This window comes from Sphingomonas sp., from assembly GCF_036388435.1.
Taxonomy (GTDB): Bacteria; Pseudomonadota; Alphaproteobacteria; order Sphingomonadales; family Sphingomonadaceae; genus Sphingomonas.
The window spans coordinates 123,027-140,358 of the sequence record NZ_DASVRV010000025.1 but is presented as its reverse complement, the minus strand read 5'-3'; the positions used below and the strand labels follow the sequence as shown (position 1 = coordinate 140,358).

The 17,332-nt window shown below is 68.4% G+C and carries 17 protein-coding genes; 9 read left to right on the top strand and 8 right to left on the bottom strand.

Annotated elements, in window-relative coordinates:
* Positions 1-786 (bottom strand): enoyl-CoA hydratase/isomerase family protein, encoded by a 786-nt coding sequence (locus tag VF592_RS06390; protein ID WP_331004778.1) that lies wholly within the window; start codon positions 784-786, stop codon positions 1-3.
* Between the two features lie 133 nt (positions 787-919).
* Between VF592_RS06390 and leuC the strand changes: the two genes are divergently transcribed.
* Genes leuC through VF592_RS06365 form a run of 5 tightly spaced genes read left to right on the top strand, consistent with a single transcriptional unit; the run spans position 920 to position 5,322 of the window.
* Positions 920-2,293 (top strand): 3-isopropylmalate dehydratase large subunit, encoded by a 1,374-nt coding sequence (gene leuC, locus VF592_RS06385; RefSeq protein WP_331004777.1) that lies wholly within the window; start codon positions 920-922, stop codon positions 2,291-2,293.
* Entirely contained in the window at positions 2,290-2,676 is a 387-nt protein-coding gene (locus VF592_RS06380; protein ID WP_331004776.1) for a hypothetical protein, read from the top strand. Before leuC ends, VF592_RS06380 begins: the two co-directional genes overlap by 4 nt.
* Entirely contained in the window at positions 2,673-3,881 is a 1,209-nt protein-coding gene (locus VF592_RS06375) for a CoA transferase (protein WP_331004775.1), read from the top strand. The genes VF592_RS06380 and VF592_RS06375 overlap by 4 nt, the downstream gene beginning before the upstream one ends.
* Positions 3,881-4,468 carry a 3-isopropylmalate dehydratase small subunit gene (leuD, locus tag VF592_RS06370; protein WP_331004774.1) on the top strand — a complete coding sequence of 196 codons (588 nt, stop codon included), beginning with the start codon at positions 3,881-3,883 and terminating at the stop codon, positions 4,466-4,468. The genes VF592_RS06375 and leuD overlap by 1 nt, the downstream gene beginning before the upstream one ends.
* Positions 4,468-5,322 carry an isocitrate lyase/PEP mutase family protein gene (locus VF592_RS06365; RefSeq protein WP_331004773.1) on the top strand — a complete coding sequence of 285 codons (855 nt, stop codon included), beginning with the start codon at positions 4,468-4,470 and terminating at the stop codon, positions 5,320-5,322. The genes leuD and VF592_RS06365 overlap by 1 nt, the downstream gene beginning before the upstream one ends.
* A 62-nt stretch (positions 5,323-5,384) precedes the next feature.
* On the opposite strand, the gene VF592_RS06360 is transcribed toward VF592_RS06365, so the two are convergent.
* Complete coding sequence (locus VF592_RS06360) at positions 5,385-6,173, bottom strand: helix-turn-helix domain-containing protein (protein ID WP_331004772.1); 789 nt, start codon at positions 6,171-6,173, stop codon at positions 5,385-5,387.
* A 111-nt stretch (positions 6,174-6,284) separates the two neighbouring features.
* On the opposite strand from VF592_RS06360, the gene VF592_RS06355 reads away from it, so the two are divergent.
* Genes VF592_RS06355 through VF592_RS06340 form a run of 4 tightly spaced genes read left to right on the top strand, consistent with a single transcriptional unit; the run spans position 6,285 to position 9,822 of the window.
* Positions 6,285-7,388 (top strand): alcohol dehydrogenase catalytic domain-containing protein, encoded by a 1,104-nt coding sequence (locus tag VF592_RS06355; RefSeq protein ID WP_331004771.1) that lies wholly within the window; start codon positions 6,285-6,287, stop codon positions 7,386-7,388.
* Positions 7,389-7,398: 10 nt separating this feature from the next.
* On the top strand, positions 7,399-8,262 hold the full coding sequence (locus VF592_RS06350; RefSeq protein ID WP_331004770.1) for an alpha/beta hydrolase: 864 nt from the start codon (positions 7,399-7,401) through the stop codon (positions 8,260-8,262).
* Positions 8,255-9,064 (top strand): FAS1-like dehydratase domain-containing protein, encoded by an 810-nt coding sequence (locus VF592_RS06345; protein WP_331004769.1) that lies wholly within the window; start codon positions 8,255-8,257, stop codon positions 9,062-9,064. Before VF592_RS06350 ends, VF592_RS06345 begins: the two co-directional genes overlap by 8 nt.
* Positions 9,061-9,822, top strand: coding sequence for an alpha/beta fold hydrolase (locus tag VF592_RS06340; protein WP_331004768.1), 762 nt, complete (start codon positions 9,061-9,063; stop codon positions 9,820-9,822). The genes VF592_RS06345 and VF592_RS06340 overlap by 4 nt, the downstream gene beginning before the upstream one ends.
* Positions 9,823-9,861: 39 nt before the next feature.
* Here VF592_RS06340 and VF592_RS06335 read toward each other — a convergent pair whose 3' ends face one another.
* From VF592_RS06335 to VF592_RS06310, 6 genes are all read right to left on the bottom strand, one after another.
* A complete protein-coding gene (locus VF592_RS06335; protein WP_331004767.1) occupies positions 9,862-10,647 on the bottom strand; it encodes a hypothetical protein in 786 nt (261 codons plus the stop codon).
* On the bottom strand, positions 10,644-11,579 hold the full coding sequence (locus VF592_RS06330; RefSeq protein WP_331004766.1) for a LysR family transcriptional regulator: 936 nt from the start codon (positions 11,577-11,579) through the stop codon (positions 10,644-10,646). Before VF592_RS06330 ends, VF592_RS06335 begins: the two co-directional genes overlap by 4 nt.
* A 113-nt stretch (positions 11,580-11,692) precedes the next feature.
* The gene (locus VF592_RS06325) at positions 11,693-13,285 is read right to left on the bottom strand and encodes an FAD-binding oxidoreductase (RefSeq protein WP_331004765.1); all 1,593 of its coding nucleotides are present in this window, start codon (positions 13,283-13,285) and stop codon (positions 11,693-11,695) included.
* A gap of 69 nt (positions 13,286-13,354) precedes the next feature.
* Positions 13,355-15,058, bottom strand: a complete 1,704-nt coding sequence (locus VF592_RS06320; protein ID WP_331004764.1) for an acyl-CoA dehydrogenase — start codon at positions 15,056-15,058, stop codon at positions 13,355-13,357.
* Positions 15,055-16,176 carry a CaiB/BaiF CoA-transferase family protein gene (locus tag VF592_RS06315; protein ID WP_331004763.1) on the bottom strand — a complete coding sequence of 374 codons (1,122 nt, stop codon included), beginning with the start codon at positions 16,174-16,176 and terminating at the stop codon, positions 15,055-15,057. The genes VF592_RS06320 and VF592_RS06315 overlap by 4 nt, the downstream gene beginning before the upstream one ends.
* Positions 16,176-17,327 carry an acyl-CoA dehydrogenase family protein gene (locus VF592_RS06310; protein ID WP_331004762.1) on the bottom strand — a complete coding sequence of 384 codons (1,152 nt, stop codon included), beginning with the start codon at positions 17,325-17,327 and terminating at the stop codon, positions 16,176-16,178. The genes VF592_RS06315 and VF592_RS06310 overlap by 1 nt, the downstream gene beginning before the upstream one ends.
* Positions 17,328-17,332 lie beyond the last annotated feature (5 nt).

Genomic DNA, 17,332 nt, shown 5'->3' with positions numbered 1-17,332 from the left:
TCATGCCGCCTTCCAGCTCGGCACGCGGTTTTCGCGAAACGCGGTATAGCCTTCGCGGCCATAGGGCTGGGTGCGGTTGTAATGACTGAACGCCGCCAGTTCGAGCGCCGCACCGTCGGGGATCGACAGCCCGTCGCCCTCACGCAGCGTGCGCTTGAGCGCGGCCAGCGTGGCGCGCGGCTTGTCGGTCATCGTGCGCGCGAAGGCGATCGCCTCGTCGCGCAGCGTGGCGAGCGGCACCGACTTGAGCGCCAGCCCGGCCGCGACCGCTTCGGGCCCCTTGTACCACCGCGCGGTCCATAGGATCTCCTTGGCGCGCTGATCGCCGACCCGGCGGCGCAGGCGCAGCGTCACCGCCGCCGGCAGCACGCCCGCGTCGGTGTGCACATCGCCGACCTTAGCCTCGTCGGCGACGATCATGAAATCGCAGCCCAGCGACAGTTCGAAGCCGCCCGCGCGGGTGAAGCCGTTATTGGCGACGATGGTCGGAATCTCCAGCGCCTCGAGCCGCGCGATGATCGCGGCGAGACGGGCGACGACACGGTCGAAATAATCGAGGTCGGCGAACGCGCGATCGAGCAGGTCGAGATCGAGCCCGACGCAGAAGGCGCGACCTTCGCCGGTCAGGATCAGCGCGCCGAGCGCGGGGTCGGTTTCGCAATCGGTCAGCACCGCTTCGAGCTCGTCGAGTCGCGCTTCGGTGATGCCGTTCAGGTTTTCCGGTGTCGCGAAGGTCGCGATCGCGAGCCGGTCGATCTTTTCATAGCGCAGCGTCGCGAATGTCATGCGGGTCTCCTGATCGCCAGTGACGCTAACCCCGGCGCGGCATCGGTGGAACGGCATGCGCATGCTCGCCCGCATGGCGGGTGTGTGGGGTCGTGGGATTGCGCGCGCAGCAGGCGCGCGGAAGAGATGCGCCATGCCCACGCTCTATGACAAGCTGTGGTCGGCGCATGTCGTCGTATCCGAACCCGGCGGCGTCGACCTGCTCTATATCGACCGGATGCTGCTGCACGAGGTGTCGAGCCCGCAGGCGTTCGCCGGCCTGCGCGATGCCGGCCGTGCGCCGCGACGGACCGCCCCGCATCTGGCGGTGGCCGATCACGCGGTGCCGACGCACAGCCGCGGCCTTGCTATCGCCGACCACCAGGCGCGCGCGCAGGTGTCGTTGCTGGAAGCCAATTGTTCGGAAGCGGGGATCGATTATCTGCCGCTGACCGACGTGCGGCAGGGGATCGTTCATGTGATCGGACCCGAGCAGGGCTTCACGCTGCCCGGCGTCACGCTGGTGTGCGGCGACAGTCACACCGCCACCCACGGCGCGTTCGGCGCCTTGGCGTTCGGCATCGGGTCGAGCGAGGCGGAGTGCGTATTGGCGACACAGACGCTGCGCCAGAAGCGCGCCGCGCGCATGCGCGTGACCATCGACGGGGCGCTGCAGGATGGCGTGTCGGCCAAGGACCTGGCGCTGGCGCTGATCGGCCGGATCGGCGCGGGCGGCGCGGTGGGCCATGCGATCGAATATGCCGGTTCGTCCGTGCGTGCGATGTCGATGGAGGCGCGCATGACGCTGTGTAACATGAGCATCGAGGCCGGATCGCGCACCGGCCTGGTCGCGCCGGACGGGACGACGTTCGCTTGGGTCGCCGGCCGGCCCCGCGCCCCGCAGGGTGGGGATTGGCCGCGCGCGCTCGCCTATTGGCGGACGTTGCGCAGCGACGACGATGTGGTGTTCGACCGCGAGGTGGCGATCGATGCCGCGGCGATCGGCCCGCAGGTCAGCTGGGGAACCAGCCCCGACCAGGTGGCTGGCGTGGCCGATGCGGTGCCGCACGGCGCCGATGCCAAGGCGCTGGCCTATATGGGGCTGACCGCCGGCCAGCGACTTGCCGGCTTGGGCATCGACCACGTCTTCGTCGGATCGTGCACCAACGGGCGGATCGAGGATTTGCGCGCCGCCGCCGCGGTCGCGGCCGGGCGGCAGGTAGCGGCCGGTGTGCGGGCGATGGTGGTGCCGGGTTCCGGGCTGGTGAAGCGCCAGGCGGAAGCGGAAGGGCTGCGCGACATCTTCGAACGCGCCGGCTTCGAATGGCGCGATCCGGGATGTTCGTTGTGCGTAGCGATGAACGACGACCGCCTGCGGCCGGGGGAGCGTTGCGCCTCGACCAGCAACCGCAATTTCGAAGGGCGGCAGGGCATCGGCGCGCGTACGCATCTGATGAGCCCGGCGATGGCGGCGGCGGCGGCGGTGACGGGGCGGATCACCGACGTGCGGACGCTGACGCGCGCATGACCGTGATCGAGATCGTCGAGGTGGCGCCGCGCGACGGTCTGCAGAACGAACCCGGCATATTCAACACCGCGCCCCTGCCGATGCGGGTCCATCTGCATGACACCCGCGGCCCAGGCATTGCCGATGCCTGGGCCGCGGTGCAGGCGGGCGCGGCGACATTCGACGCGTCCATCGGCGGCATCGGTGGCTGTCCGTTCGCGCCGAACGCCAGCGGCAACATCGCGACCGAGGATCTGCTGTACCTGCTCGAGCGATCGGGCGTGGCGAGCGGCTGGAATCTCGATCGCACCATCGTCGCCGCGCGCTGGCTGGGTGAGCAGATGGGGCGCACTCCGCCCGGCGCGGTCGGTCGTGCAGGGTCTTTTCCAATGAGGGATCAATGACCGCTAGCCGCGCTGCGCCGAATACGGGTGCCCTGAGGGACATCCGCGTTATCGAACTTGGCCAGCTGATCGCCGGGCCATTCTGCGGGCAGTTGCTGGGCGACATGGGCGCCGAGATCATCAAGGTCGAGCCGCCAGGGACGGGCGACCCGATGCGCCACTGGGGACATGGCGACGCCAAGCTGTGGTGGGAGGTGGTCGCGCGGAACAAGCGTTCGGTGTCCGCCAACCTTCGCGTTCCCGAGGGCCAGGCGATCGTCCGCCGGCTGGTCGCTCAGGCCGATATCCTGATCGAGAATTTCAGGCCCGGCACGATGGAGAAATGGGGCCTCGGTCCCGACGCGTTGCACGCGATCAATCCGCGCCTCATCATCGTGCGCGTGTCGGGCTATGGGCAGACCGGCCCCTATGCCAGCCGTGCGGGCTTTGGCGGGATCGGCGAGGCGATGGGCGGGTGGCGCGCGATCGTCGGCGATGCCGACCGACCGCCGTCGCGCATGGGCGTGTCGATCGGGGACAGCCTGGCGGCGACCTATGGCTGCATGGGCGCGCTGGCGGCGCTGCACGCGCGGGAACGCACGGGCCGCGGCCAGGTGGTCGATAGCGCGCTGTACGAAGCGGTGTTGCAGGTGATGGAAAGCCTGGTGCCGGAGTATATGGTCTCGGGGCATGTCCGACAGCGCACCGGATCGGTGCTGGAAGGCGTTGCCCCGTCGAACGTCTATCCCTGCAGCGATGGCGAATATCTGATCGGCGCGAATCAGGATGCGGTGTTCGCACGGCTGTGCAAGGCGATGGGGCGCCCCGAACTGGCGCAGGACGAACGCTATGCGACGCACCTGGCCCGCGGACGCCATCAGGGGGAACTCGACGCGCTGATCGCCGGCTGGACGGGCACGCTGACGGTCGATGCGGTGGAAGCGCTGATGGTCGCGCATTCGGTGCCCGCGGGCCGTATCTATGGCGCCAAGGACATGCTGGAGGACCCGCAATTCGCCGCGCGCGACGCGCTGGTCGCGGTCGACAGTCCGCGCTGGGGCCGGTTCGCCATGCAGAACGCCTTCCCCAAATTGTCCGACACGCCGTCCGCGATCCGCAGCCTGGCACCGGCCAGCGTCGGTCAGGATAACGCCAGCGTCTACGGCGATCTGCTCGGCATGAGCGACGACGAGATTGCCCGGCTTACCGCAGCGGGTGCGATCTGATGCGCGCCTTCACGACGCTGACCGCGATCGCGGCACCGTTGCCCGAGGATAATGTCGACACGGATATCATCGTGCCCGCGCGCTTCCTGCTGATCACGGAGAAGAAGGGGCTGGGCCGGTACGCCTTTTACGAGCGGCGGCAGCAGGATGATTTCGTGCTCAACCGGCCTGACTATGCGGGGGCCGAGATCCTGATCGCCGGGGCGAATTTCGGCTGCGGATCGAGCCGTGAACATGCCCCCTGGGCGCTCGCCGACCTGGGATTTCGCGCGATCGTCGCGCCGAGTTTCGGCGAGATCTTCGCCGGCAATTGCGTGAAGAACGGCATGCTGCCCTTGGTGCTGGCCGACACCGCGCCGTTTCTGCGCGCCGCGGAGGCACGGCAGCCGATCACGATCGATCTCGGCGCGAAGACGATCGCGACCGGGACCACGTCGCAGCCCTTCGCCATCGACGATTGGGCGCGCGAGGCGCTGATCAACGGGTGGGACGAGGTGAAGACGATCCTCGGCCGTCACGGCGACGACATCGCCGGTTTCGAAACCCGCCAGCGTGACTCCCAGCCCTGGCTCTGGAGCAACGGATAATGGCCAATCCCATCCTGCGCGAGCGTCTGTCGGCGGGGCAGTTCGTCGCCGCGCCGGGCCTGCAGGACATGATCGCCGCGGCGATCGCCAACAAGGTCGGGTTCGATATCGTCTATGGATCGGGCTATTGGCTGACCTCTTCGGCGCTCGGCCTGCCCGACGCGGGGATCGCGACCTATACGCAGATGCTGGATCGGATGGCGACGCTGGTGCGGACCAGCGACGCCGCGGTGATCGCCGACGCCGACACCGGCTATGGCGGGCTGCTCAACGTCCATCACACCGTGCGCGGCTATGAGGAGGCGGGGATCACCGCGATCCAGTTGGAGGATCAGGATTTTCCCAAGAAGTGCGGGCATACGCCGTTCAAACGGCTGATTCCGACGGGCGACATGGCCGACAAGATCCGCGTTGCGGTCGATGCGCGGCGGGACGATGATTTCCTGGTGATCGCGCGCACCGATGCACGGGCCGGCGAGGGGCTGGACGGCGCGCTCGCGCGGGCGCGTGCCTATGCCGATGCGGGTGCCGACATCCTGTTCGTCGAGGCGCTGGAGAGCGAGGACGAGATGCGCCGCGCGTGCGACACGCTCGACCGCCCGATGATGGCCAATATGTCGAACGGCGGCCTCACCCCGATGCGCAGCGTCGCCGAGCTTCGGGACATCGGCTATGCGATGGCGATCTTCCCGGCGTTGACGAGCCTGGTCGCCGCCGCTGCGATGGAGGCGGCGCTGCGCGGCCTGAAGGATCGCGGCGAGGGCGATCCCGCCGGACTGTTCGACTTCAAGGAGTTTTGCGGGTTGATCGGTTTTCAGGAGGTCTGGGATTTCGAGCGGCGATGGGCGCGCTGAGGCGGACCATTCGGCGGCGTCGGAGCATGCACCGCCGCGGCACGGGCGGCATGGCACGGCGGTCACAGCACGGGCGGCGGGTGATCCTGAAACGCCAGCCGTTCGATATCCGCGGCCATTCGCGTCAGGCGCGGCACGAAGCGCTCGACGGCCTGTTCGTGGGTCAGGCCGCGCGCCATGAACACCATGAGCAACACCGCCTTGATCCGGCCTTGTTCCATGACCGGCACGCTGACGCTGCGTTCACGTCCCAGGTCCAGCCCGAAGCTGTAGCCCTGTTCGCGCGCCCGGGCGATGGCATAGTCGAGCCGATGCCCGTCGCGCGCCGGTTCCTGCGCCGGATCGTCCGATTCGCGCAGGATACGCAGCAGGATCGCGCGTTGTTCGGGATCGAGGAAGGCGAGGTGGACGATCCCGCTGGACGACACGGCCATCGCGATCTCCGACCCGATATGCCGCCGGTGCAGGCTGAGCGAGGTCGCCGGATCGGTCGTCAGGCGGGTGCGCATATATTCGCCCGCGGGCGTCGCGATGATGAGCGGCCAGCCGATCTCGCGCGTCGTTTCGAACAGCATCGGTGCGGCGACATGCGCGATCCAGCTTTCGTCCGAATAGCCCCCCGACAGCGCGCGGACGCGATCGGTCAGATGAAAGCGCTTGGTCTGGGGATCGCGATCGACGAAGCCTTCGGCCAGCAGCGTCATCAATACCCGTTCAGCGGTGGTCCGCGGCAACCCCAGGCCACGGCTGAGTTCGGAAATGGCAAGCGATCCTTGCGCGTTGATGAGCATCATCGCCTTGAGGCCGCGTTTGAGCGATTTGAGTTCCTGATCGGCATCCACAAGCCCCATGATGTTTGGGTCGGGGGGCAATGGCAAGCTTGCCGGATGCGCAACGCGGTATGCGCAATCCCGCGTGGCGCGGGGTCGTGCGCGCGCGCACCGTCGAAACCGGGAGGACTGATGAAGATCACTGCCGCAACGCTGAACGCCGTCGGCCAGACCGGACCCTATGCCGCGGCGCAGCCGCTGCGCCTGGCGGAGCTCGATCTCGATCCGCCGCGTCCCGGCGAGCTGCTGGTGCGCATCGATGCTGCCGGCCTGTGCCATTCGGACCTGTCGGTCATCAACGGCGACCGGCCGCGGCCGATGCCGATGGCGCTGGGCCATGAAGCGGCGGCGACGGTTATCGCGCTGGGCGATCCGGACGATCGGCAGTTCGCGGTCGGCGACCGCGTCGTGCTGGCGTTCCTGCCGGCGTGCGGCGAATGCGTGCCTTGCGTGTCGGGGGAAGGGTATATGTGCGCGAACGGCGCGGCGGCGAACGGCCGCGGCGAGTTGCTGCGCGGGGGCATGCGCCTGCATGACGGCGACAAGGATGTGCACCATCACCTGGGCGTCTCCGCCTTTGCCAGCCATGCGGTGGTCGATCGCCGGTCGGCGGTGAAGATCGACGCCGACATCCCGTCGGAGATCGCGGCCTTGTTCGGCTGCGCGGTGCTGACCGGGGTGGGGGCGGTGCTGAACAGCGCGGCGCTTCGGCCGGGCGAGAGCGTCGCGATCTACGGCCTGGGCGGTGTCGGCCTGGCGGCATTGCTCGGTGCGGTGGCCGGCGGCGGCAACCCGATCGTGGCGATCGATCCCGTGGCGGAGAAACGTGCGCTGGCGCTGGAACTGGGCGCGACGGCGGTCTTCGCACCGGGCGGGGAGGATGGCATCGCCGCGCCCGACCTGGTTGTCGAGACGGTCGGCAAGGCCGTCGTGCTCGAACGCGCCTATGCGCTGGCGCGGCGCGGCGGACGGGTGGTGACGGTCGGGCTGCCCAATCCGGCCGAGCGCTTCTCGATCCCCGCGGTCAGCCTGGTCGGCGACGGCAAGACGATCATCGGCAGCTATCTCGGCAGCAGCATCCCGTCGCGCGACGTGCCCCGCTATATCGGCTTGTGGCGTGCCGGGCGACTGCCGGTCGAGCGGCTGCTGACCTCGGTTTCGCCGCTCAGCGACATCAACGCCCTGTTCGACACGCTCGCATCCGGTCACGCGGTGCGGCAGGTCGTCATTCCCTGAAGGAGCCATCATGACCACCGCCACCGACCTGTTCATCGACGGCCCCGCCGGCCGGCTATCGGTCCGCACCAAGGGGCTGGAGACCAAGCCCGCGCACGTCGTCATCCTGGTGCAGGGTGCCAATCTGTCCGGGCAGCTGGGCTATGATTTCGGCTTCGACGGGCGGACGGATTACTCGTTCATGGAGGCGCTGGTCGCGCGCGGTTACGGTGCGGTGACCTTCTCGATCCGCGGCTACCGCGACAGCGAGCTGCGGGGCCACCCGCACGGCGTCCAGACGACCCAAGCGATCGAGGATACCGCGGCGGTGATCGACTGGGTGATCGCGCAGGGCTTCGTCCGGCCGCACCTGCTCGGCTGGTCGTGGGGCGGCCGCATCGTCGGGCGCTATGCCGAGACGCGCGGGGACCGGATCGGCCGGCTGGTGTTGCTCGATCCGGCGATCGGTGGGGGCAATATCGTGCCCTTCCCCGAGAAAGACGAGTGGTGGGCGAATACCGCGGCCTATTTCCGCGACCGGCTGGAACGCGATTTCATGGAGGCGGCGGCGCACGAGGCGCTGGCCACCCAGGCCGAAGCCCATGAGCCGCGCTCGCCCAACGGCATCCGCGTCGAGAACGAGGAAGGCAGCATTGCCGCGGTGGCCGATCGCATCACCGTGCCGACGCTGATGCTCTACGGCTTTGCCGCGGGCATGCAGAACTACATGCAGGGCGGATCGGGCCGTGCCGAATTTTTTGAGCGGTTGGCGACCAATGACAAGGCGTTGGTGATCGTCCCCGATGGCGGCGATTACGGTCATTTGCAGAATGCGCGGCATCGGATGTGGCGGGTGATCGCCGACTTTCTCGACGCCGGTTCGCTGCATGGCTGAGGCATCCTCGCCGGGGCCTTGGGGCGAGTGGATCGGCCGATCGATCGAGGCGTATGACGATGTCGTGGCCGCACCGGTGGAGCGGCTCGCGGCGCTGTTCGACCATGACGGCGCGCATTGGCCCGCCGACGCACTGCCCCCGCTCGGCCATTGGCTGTTCACCCTTCCCGATGCGCCGCAGTCGGCACTCGGCCCGGACGGCCATCCCGCGCGTGGCGACTTCCTGCCGCCGATCGCACAGCCACGGCGCATGTGGGCGGGCGGGCGGCTGCGCTTCCTCGCGCCGATCGGCATCGGCACGCGGCTGAAGCGACGCACGGCGATCACCGCGATCGACACCAAGGCAAACGGCCTGACCTTCGTGACGCTGCACCACGCGATCACCGCGGACGGCGTGACCGCGGTCGAGGAGGAACAGGATCTGGTCTATCTGCCCATCGCGCCGCCCGGGCCGGCCAAGCCGGTGGCGGTTGGCGCAGCCGAGAGCACGCGCCAGCTGATACCCGATCCGACGATGCTGTTTCGCTTCTCCGCCCTGACCTTCAACGCGCACCGCATCCACTATGACCGCGATTATGCGCGGGGTGCCGAACTCTACCCCGATCTGGTCGTCCACGGCCCGTTACAGGCGATGCTGCTGGTCGACCATGCGCTGCGAGACGGGATCGTGCCGACGCGTTTCGCCTTTCGCGCGCGCGCGCCGCTTCACCCCGGAACGCCCGCGACCTTGGCGCGTGGCGGGAGCGACCTGTGGGTGCGCGACGCGACGGGGGCGGTGACCATGACGGCGAGCTTGGCATGATCCGCCGCCGCTATGTCGATGGCCGATATGGTCAGGTGCACCTACGCGAAAACCAGCCGGACGGGCAGGTGCCCCTCGTCTGTCTGCACGCGACCGCCTATTCGTCGCGCAGCTTTAGCGCGCTGCTGACCGCGCTGAACGGTCGCCGCCACGCCATCGCGCTCGATACGCCGGGTTACGGCGAATCGGATACGCCGCCGGCACCGGTCACCATCGCCGATCATGCCGCCGCGATCGCAGAGGTGCTCCCCCCGCGATGCGACCTGTTCGGCTATCACACCGGCGTGTCGATCGCGGCGGAAATCGCGATCCTGGTGCCGGAGCGGGTGGGCCGGTTGACCTTCATGGGTGTTCCCCATTTCCAGGCGCTGGATTTCGACCATTGGCGCACGCGGCTGACCGCGCGGCATGCGCTGGGCGAGACGCTCGACCAGTTCGAGGAACGGTGGGATTTCCTGGTTCGCGGACGCCCGGCGGGGTTGTCGCTTCGGCGTGGATTCGAGAATTTCGTCGACGAGTTGAAGGGGTGGCCGAACGGCTGGTGGGCGCATGAGGCGCTGTTCGCGCACGACCTGCCCGCCCGACTCGCGCTGGTGACGCAGCCGGTGACGATCCTCAATCCACCCGGTCACCTGGCGGAACCGTCGCGTCAGGCGGCGGCGCTGATGCGCGATGCGCAGGTGATCGAGCTGCCTGATCTGGCGGGCGCAGCGCTCGACGTGCATGCGGGCGCGCTCGCTACGCTGGTGACCCGCTGACGCCATCGAACATGGACGCGTCGCCGCTCGGGAGCCGCTTCACGTCCAGCGCGGCAGGATGGTGTCGCCGTCGAAATATCGCGGGAACAGCCGCTTCAGGTCGGCCCAGCCGCGCGGGTTGAGCGGCGTGTCGAGCGGCGCCTTGTGCATCAGTCCCTTGACCGAGAATATGCCGGGCCGCTCTCCCATGCCCAGCCACGGCGGCGCTCCGATCGTGAAGCTGTACACACCGGTCGACGGCACGCTCGGCGCATCGCCGGCAAGGTCGGCGGCGTCGGCGAACCATTGCAGCACCGTGCGCGACCGGGTTCCCTGCCCCTGATCGAGGTCGGGGATACCTTCGCGCGCCGGGAAGGACCGGACCTTTTCCTCGATCTGGGTCACGCATACACGGCCGTCGGTTTCGGCGACGGTGATCGTCGCCTTGTCCAGCGCGGCGAAGGCCTGAATCGCATCGGTCAGGATGACGCCCCCGTTCCCGCCCGCGCCATCGGGGCGGATCGTATAGCCCGACGGTCCTTCCTCGAAGGTGCGCGCGCCCGCCAGCGTTTCGCCGGTCAGCGGATTGGTCCAATCGCCCGCGACCTCGCCGGTGATAGCGTCGCGGAACACCCCGATCTCCCACCACGGCACGCGGAACGCGCCGTCCGCCGGATCCCCTGCATCGAGCGGCTCGGCCCGGTAGAGCATCACCGTCTCGACATGATTGACGATGATCTCGGGGTGACCTTCCGCGGCGAAGGTGGTGGTGCCGAGATACCACCAGGCGGTCGGTTCGGCACCGCGTGAGGTCAAGGTGCGGCGATAGGCGTCGATCGCGTTCATTGCAGGGCTTCGCTTTCCAACAGATCGTATTTCGTCGCCCGTTCGGCGATCGCGGCGCGGATGCGGTTGACCACCACTTCGGCTTGCGGCGTGATCAGCCCGCCGTCACGGAAGATCAGGCCGATGCGCGTGCGTTCGACCGGCGTCTGGCAATCGAGCGCGACGAGCGATCCCGAGTCGATTTCCGGCTGCACCACTTCCTGCGGCAGGATGGTCAGCGCATCGGATTCGGCGACCACGTGGCGGATCAGCGCGATCGAATTGCTCTTGAGCATCTGCGGCGCGACCGGCAGCCCGCGGGTTTCGAAGAACAGCCCGAACCCGCGCTGGACGCTTTCGCTCGACAGCATCGCCCATTGTGCGCCCGCCAGGTCCTGGATGGTGATGTCGCGCTTGCCGGCAAGCGGATGATGGCTGCCCGCGACGACGCGCGAGCGATTTTCCATCAACGGTTCGATGACGATGCCGTCGCTGTGGTGGATGCGCCCGATCAGGCCGAAGGCGAAGTCGATCTCTTCGGTCTTCACCATCTTGACCAGTTCCAGGAAGCCGTCGCTGACCACCTTGACGTGCAGGCCGGGCCGTTCGGCATGTAGTGCCGCGAGCAGTTCGGGCATCAGGTAATTGGCATAATTCTGGGTGATGCCGAAATGCGTTTCACCGATGCGGCCGTGCTCGATCGCGCGCACCTCCTCTATCGAGCGTGCGACCTCGTTCAGGATCACCTTGGCACGGCGGATCACGGTCAGGCCGTAGATGGTCGGTTCGACACCCTTGGGACCGCGCACGAGCAAGGGCACGCCGAGCCGCTGCTCCAGGCTCTTGAGGCTGCGGCTCAGGCCAGACTGCGAGATGTACGACTTGTCCGCCGCTTTCAGCAGATTGCGGTGTTCGACCGCGGCGATCAGATGGCGTAGCTGCTGGATTTCCATCGCGTCCTCCGATCCATGTCGTGCGACATGCGATTTCGGTAAGGATCACATCTACGCTATGCGGGATGCGCAAGAGCGACGCGACGACCGTTATGCGGGTGTCACGACGTGGGTCACAGGCCGAGCGAGCCCGGATTGACCAGCCGCTGCGGATCGAGCGCGGCCTTCACCGCTTTGGCCGCGTCGACCGCCGCCGCACTACGCGTCGCCAGCCACGGATAGGATTTGCCGATCTGGACGTGCGCGCTGCCATGGGCGGTGAACAGCGCCACGAGTTCCTTGCGGATCGCCATCACCAGATCGGTCGCCGCCGGCGTCGCGCCATGTCCGTCGATCGCGCCGAGGTCGCTGTGCTCGGCGATGCGATCGTGGTGGAAATATTGCTGATCGTCCCAGTAGAACACCGGCTCCAGACAAGCCGCTTGTGCGCCGACACCGAAATAGATCACGCCGACGTCGATGCCGTGCGCCTCCATCGCGGCGCGACGGCCGTCCAGCAGCGCGCGCACCTCGCGGCTGAGCGCGGGCAGGTGCGAGTGCGGGACGAGGCCGTGGGTCGGCAGACTGCGTTGCGGGCGGCGGCGTTCGGGCGTGTTGAAATCGATAAACGGCGTGCCGCGCATCGCCATCGGTGCCGAGGCCGGCATCTCGCGCCCGCCGCCCGCCGCCGCGATCTGCTTGAGCAGCGCGATCCGGGCGTCCGCTCCGGCACGGGTGGGATCGTCCACCGTCACGTTGAGCATGAAGATGTCGCCGTCGAACACGGCTTTGCCCGCGGCGGCCAGGCGGGCGGCGTTGAACAGCCCGCGCGCCTTCGATCCGCCGCCGCGTGCCACACCCGCCAGGATCTTGAGATCCTCGGCCAGGCCGGTCGTGGCGGTCGCCATGACCTTTACGAAATAGGGGTCCCACAGATAGCATTCCCCGGCGATGCCGGTGCGGGCGATCGCCGACACCGCCGCCGCGCCGGCATCTTCGTCGGCAAAGGCGAAGCTGGCGTACCCCTGATGCGCGGGGAACGGGATCAGCTTCATCACCGCTTTCGTCTTGAAGCCGAACGCGCCGGTGTCGCCCAGGAACATGCCGGTCAGATCGGGGCCATAGCTGCGGTAGAAGGGCGAAGCCCGGGCATCGCCGCCCCAGGAGCCGGTGCGCAGCAACGTGCCGTCGGCCAGCGCGACCTCGACCGCCAGCACCGATTCGGCGACCGGGCCATATTGTGACGACCCGAGGAAGAACGAACCCTGGCTCAGCGCCCCGCCGACGGTCGCGCGATACCCCGACATCGGCCCGAAATAGGGGGTGCGCAGGCCCTTGGCCTTCAGCGCCTCGTACAAGCGGTGCCAGGTGCAGCCGGTTTCGACCACCACGTACATGTCGTCGGCGTTGATCTCGACAATGCGGTCAAGGCCGCGCAGGTCGAATATGACGCTGTCGTCCCGATCCGGAACATAACCGCCGGTATAGGAGAAACCTCCGCCGCGCGGGATCACGGCGATGCCGTGGTCGGTGCACAATTTGACCGCGGCTGCGACCCCCTGCGCGTCGTCGGGGCGCACCACCACCGCGGCGGGCGGGCCGCGCCGGCTGAGATCCGTGGCGAAGAAGGTGCGTTTGCCGATGCCGGTCTCGACGCGGTCGGCACCCAGCAGGGCGCTCAGATCGCTGGCGATGGTGCGGTCCGGGGCGGGGGCGATGGTCGACATGGGTGCATCTGGCGCGCGCGGGGATCGACTACCAACCAGCTCGCCCTCGCCCCCCGCTATTCGGGCAGATCAGAAGCCGTGGTCCGGCATCTCCGCGGCGAGCGCATCGCGCGCGTCGACCGGAGCGAGCCAGGCGGCGACGCGCGGCAATTCGTGCGCGGCGAAATAGCGCGCCGCGTGGCGTCGGCCCGCCGCGGCCGCATCGTCGCCCGCCGACGCGCGCGCGATGTCGAGCCATAGCCAGCCGACCGTCGCATGGCCGAACGCGCGCAGGAAGGCGGTGGCGTTGTCATGCGCTGCCCGGGGATGGTCGCGCAGCCGCGCGAGCGTGGCATCGATGCGTGTCCAGGCGTCCGCGACCGCCCGAGCGGGGACGCACTGGTCCACATCGTCCTGCGCCGCGGCGACGGTGGCGTCGATCCGCGCGCGCAGCATCGCATAGGCGTCATCGTCGCTGCGCAGCAATTTGCGGCCGATCAGGTCGATCGCCTGAATGCCCGTGGTGCCTTCGTGGATCGGGTTCAGCCGGTTGTCGCGCCACAATTGCTCGACGTCGAAATCGCGTGTGTAGCCATAACCGCCGTGAATCTGGATCGCGAGGTCGTTCGCGGCGAGACCGAATTCCGACGCCCAGGTCTTCGCCACAGGCGTGAGCAGCCCGAGCAGCGCCTCTTCCTCGGCATCGACCAGCGCCGCGCAGTACAGGCACAGCGCCAGCGCGCCCTCCGCATAGACCTTTTGCTGCAACAGCATGTGGCGGACATCGGCATGGGCGATGATCGCCGCCGGCGGCCCGCCGCGCACACCGACCTCGCGCCCCTGGGTACGGTCGCGCGCATAATCCAGGCTGAGCGCATAGCCCCGCATCGCCAGCGCCGCCGCGCCGGTCGCGACGCCGATCCGCGCTTCGTTCATCATCTGGAACATCTGGCGCAACCCCTGGCCGGGGGCACCGACCCGCCAGCCGACTGCCCCGTCTTCCTCGCCCAGATTGAGCAGGCAATTGGGAATGCCGCGATAGCCCATCTTATGGTTCAGCCCGGCGACAACAACGTCGTTGCGCGTCCCGTCGGGCAGCCGCTTGGGGACGATGAACAGCGATATGCCGGCCGTCCCTTCCGGCAGCGCCCCGTCGGGGCCGGGGATCTTGGCGAGAACGAGGTGGACGATATTGTCCGAGACGTCCTGGTCGCCGCCCGAGATCCACATCTTGTTGCCGGCCAGGCGATAACGTGCGCCGAGCGCGTCTTCGCCGTCCGGCGTCGCGCGGGTGCGGATGTCCGCCAGGCTGGAACCCGCTTGCGGTTCGGACAGGCACATCGTGCCGAACCAGGCACCGGCGATTTGCGGCCGGGCGAAAACGTCGATCTGTTCGGCACTGCCGAACGTCGCGATCAGCCGCGCATTGGCGGCGGTCAGCATCGGATAGGCGGCGGTGGCGATATTGGCGGCGGCGAACAGCGCGAAGCCGGCCGAGCCGAGCAGCGCGGACAATCCCATGCCGCCAAGGTCCGGGGCGAAGCCGGCGGCGAACAGCCCGGCATCGGCATAGTACCGCAGCGCCGGCGCGATCGCCGGATGGACATGGACGCCGTCCGCCTCCAGCCGCGGCTCCTGCGCATCGGTCAGCTTGTAATGCGGCAGAAAATGGTCGGCGGCGATTCCTTCCGCCAGGTCGAGCAGGCCTTGGACGATGTCGCGATCCTCGTCCACGCCGAGCCAGTCGACCACCAGCATATCAAGCGTCGCGCGAAGGTGGGCGAGGGCGGTCATGGCGCGAACTCGGCGCGGATTGCATCGCTGTCGCCGCCGATCGCCGGGACCGCGCCCGCCGTCGCGACCACTCCCGCCCATCGTACCGGCGGCGCGGGCAGGGCGACCGGGCCGGTCGGCGAGGCGGCCTCCACCCGGCGGAGCTGCGGATGGCGGGACAGATCGGCGACATCGTTGAGCGAGGCATAGGCGGTGCCCGCCGCGGCCAGCCGTGCGATCACCGCCGCGCCATCGAGGGTCGCGAACACCGCGTCGATCGCCGCATCGAGCGCGGGGCGGTTGGCGCAACGCAGCGCGTTGCCGGCGAAGCGCGGGTCGTCGGCGATGCCGGCGTCGCCCAGCACGCCCGCGCAGAACCCCCGCCATTCACGCTCGTTCTGGATCGCCAGCACCACCTGCCGCCCGTCGCCGCAGGGGTAGGCACCGTAGGGCGCGATCGTGGCGTGGTGCAGCCCGGCGCGACGCGGCGCGCGTCCGGCATAATCCTGGTGGAGCAGCGGCACCGCCATCCAGTCCGCTATCGAATCGAACAGCGACACCGCGATTGCGGCACCTTCGCCCGACGCCTCGCGGGCATATAGCGCCTGCAGCACCGCGGCATGGGCGTTCATCCCGCAGGCGATGTCGGCGACCGACACGCCGACCCGGCCGGCTTCGTTCGGGCCGCCGGTGATCGAGGCGAGGCCGGTTTCGCACTGGATCAGGAAATCATAGGCCTTCATGCTCGCCGCGGGGCCATCCTCGCCATAGCCCGAGATGTCGACCGTGATGAGCCGCGGATGTCGTGCGCGCAACGCCGCCGACCCGAACCCGGATCGTGCCGCCGCGCCGGGCGCGAGATTCTGCACGAACACGTCGGCCCGGGCGAGCAGCCGCGTCAGCAGCGCGGCGTCCTCGGGCTGCTTGATGTCGAGGACCAGGCTTTCCTTGCCGCGATTGAGCCAGACGAAATAGGCGCTCTCGCCATGGACGACATCGTCGTACCCCCGCGCGAAATCGCCTTCGGCGCGCTCGATCTTGATGACCCGCGCACCCGCCTCGGCCAGCCGCATCGTGCATAGCGGGGCCGCGACCGCCTGTTCGAGCGCGACCACCAATATACCGTCCAGCGGACCCATCAGAACGACTTGGGCAGTTTCAGCGCGTGGGTCGCGACATGGCTGAGGATCAGGTTCGTGCTGATCGGCGCGACCTGGTACAATCGCGTCTCGCGGAACTTGCGCTCGATGTCATATTCCTCGGCAAAGCCGAACCCGCCATGCGTCTGGACGCACATATCGGCGGCGTACCAGCTCGCCTCCGACGCCAGCATCTTGGCCATGTTGGCCTCGGTCCCGCAAGGGCTGCCGGCGTCGAACAGCGCGGCCGCCTGGTCGACCATCAGCGCCGCGGCGGACAGCTGGACATGCGCGCGGGCGATCGGAAACTGGACGCCCTGATTTTCGCCGATGGCGCGGCCGAACACGCTGCGGTCGCTGGCATAGGCTGCCGCCCGGTCGATGAAGAAGCGGCCGTCGCCGATGCATTCCGATGCGATCAGGATGCGTTCCGCGTTCATCCCATCGAGGATGTAGCGAAAGCCCCTGCCCTCCTCGCCGATCAGGTTCGCGGCGGGAACGCGCAGGTCGTCGAAGAACAGCTCGGTCGTCGCATGGTTCAGCATCGTGCGGATCGGCCGGATCGTCAGCCCGTTGCCCACCGCCTCGCGCATGTCGACCAGCAGCACGCTCATGCCGTCCGATGGCCGCGCCGCATCTTCTCGCGGGGTGGTGCGGACCAGCAGGACCATCAGATCGCTGTGCTCGGCGCGGCTGATCCAGATCTTCTGACCCGATACGACATAATCATCGCCGTCACGCCGCGCGACGGTGCGGATGCGTGTAGTGTCGGTGCCGGCGGCGGGTTCCGTCACGCCGAACGCCTGCAAACGCAGGTCGCCCCTGGCGACCTTGGGCAGGTATATCGCCTTCTGCTCGGACGATCCGTGCTTCAGCAGCGTCCCCATCACATACATCTGCGCATGGCACGCGCCGCCGTTGCAGCCCGACCGATGGATTTCCTCCAGGATCGCGGTCGCCGCGCCCAGGCCGAGACCGGAACCGCCATATTCCTCCGGGATCAGCACCGACAGGAACCCCGCCTCGGTCAGCGTGCGGACGAATTCGGTGGGATAGGCGCGGTCGCGATCCTTTTCCTGCCAGTACGGACCGGGGAAGTCGGCGCATAGGCGCTGAACAGACTCGCGGATATCGGTGAAATCTGGCGTCATTGCAG

Coding starts and splice junctions, on each gene's coding strand:
- VF592_RS06390 (WP_331004778.1), bottom strand. CDS start 786: ATGACATTCGCGACGCTGCGCTATGAAAAGATCGACCGGCTCGCGATC.
- leuC (WP_331004777.1), top strand. CDS start 920: ATGCCCACGCTCTATGACAAGCTGTGGTCGGCGCATGTCGTCGTATCC.
- VF592_RS06380 (WP_331004776.1), top strand. CDS start 2,290: ATGACCGTGATCGAGATCGTCGAGGTGGCGCCGCGCGACGGTCTGCAG.
- VF592_RS06375 (WP_331004775.1), top strand. CDS start 2,673: ATGACCGCTAGCCGCGCTGCGCCGAATACGGGTGCCCTGAGGGACATC.
- leuD (WP_331004774.1), top strand. CDS start 3,881: ATGCGCGCCTTCACGACGCTGACCGCGATCGCGGCACCGTTGCCCGAG.
- VF592_RS06365 (WP_331004773.1), top strand. CDS start 4,468: ATGGCCAATCCCATCCTGCGCGAGCGTCTGTCGGCGGGGCAGTTCGTC.
- VF592_RS06360 (WP_331004772.1), bottom strand. CDS start 6,173: ATGGGGCTTGTGGATGCCGATCAGGAACTCAAATCGCTCAAACGCGGC.
- VF592_RS06355 (WP_331004771.1), top strand. CDS start 6,285: ATGAAGATCACTGCCGCAACGCTGAACGCCGTCGGCCAGACCGGACCC.
- VF592_RS06350 (WP_331004770.1), top strand. CDS start 7,399: ATGACCACCGCCACCGACCTGTTCATCGACGGCCCCGCCGGCCGGCTA.
- VF592_RS06345 (WP_331004769.1), top strand. CDS start 8,255: ATGGCTGAGGCATCCTCGCCGGGGCCTTGGGGCGAGTGGATCGGCCGA.
- VF592_RS06340 (WP_331004768.1), top strand. CDS start 9,061: ATGATCCGCCGCCGCTATGTCGATGGCCGATATGGTCAGGTGCACCTA.
- VF592_RS06335 (WP_331004767.1), bottom strand. CDS start 10,647: ATGAACGCGATCGACGCCTATCGCCGCACCTTGACCTCACGCGGTGCC.
- VF592_RS06330 (WP_331004766.1), bottom strand. CDS start 11,579: ATGGAAATCCAGCAGCTACGCCATCTGATCGCCGCGGTCGAACACCGC.
- VF592_RS06325 (WP_331004765.1), bottom strand. CDS start 13,285: ATGTCGACCATCGCCCCCGCCCCGGACCGCACCATCGCCAGCGATCTG.
- VF592_RS06320 (WP_331004764.1), bottom strand. CDS start 15,058: ATGACCGCCCTCGCCCACCTTCGCGCGACGCTTGATATGCTGGTGGTC.
- VF592_RS06315 (WP_331004763.1), bottom strand. CDS start 16,176: ATGGGTCCGCTGGACGGTATATTGGTGGTCGCGCTCGAACAGGCGGTC.
- VF592_RS06310 (WP_331004762.1), bottom strand. CDS start 17,327: ATGACGCCAGATTTCACCGATATCCGCGAGTCTGTTCAGCGCCTATGC.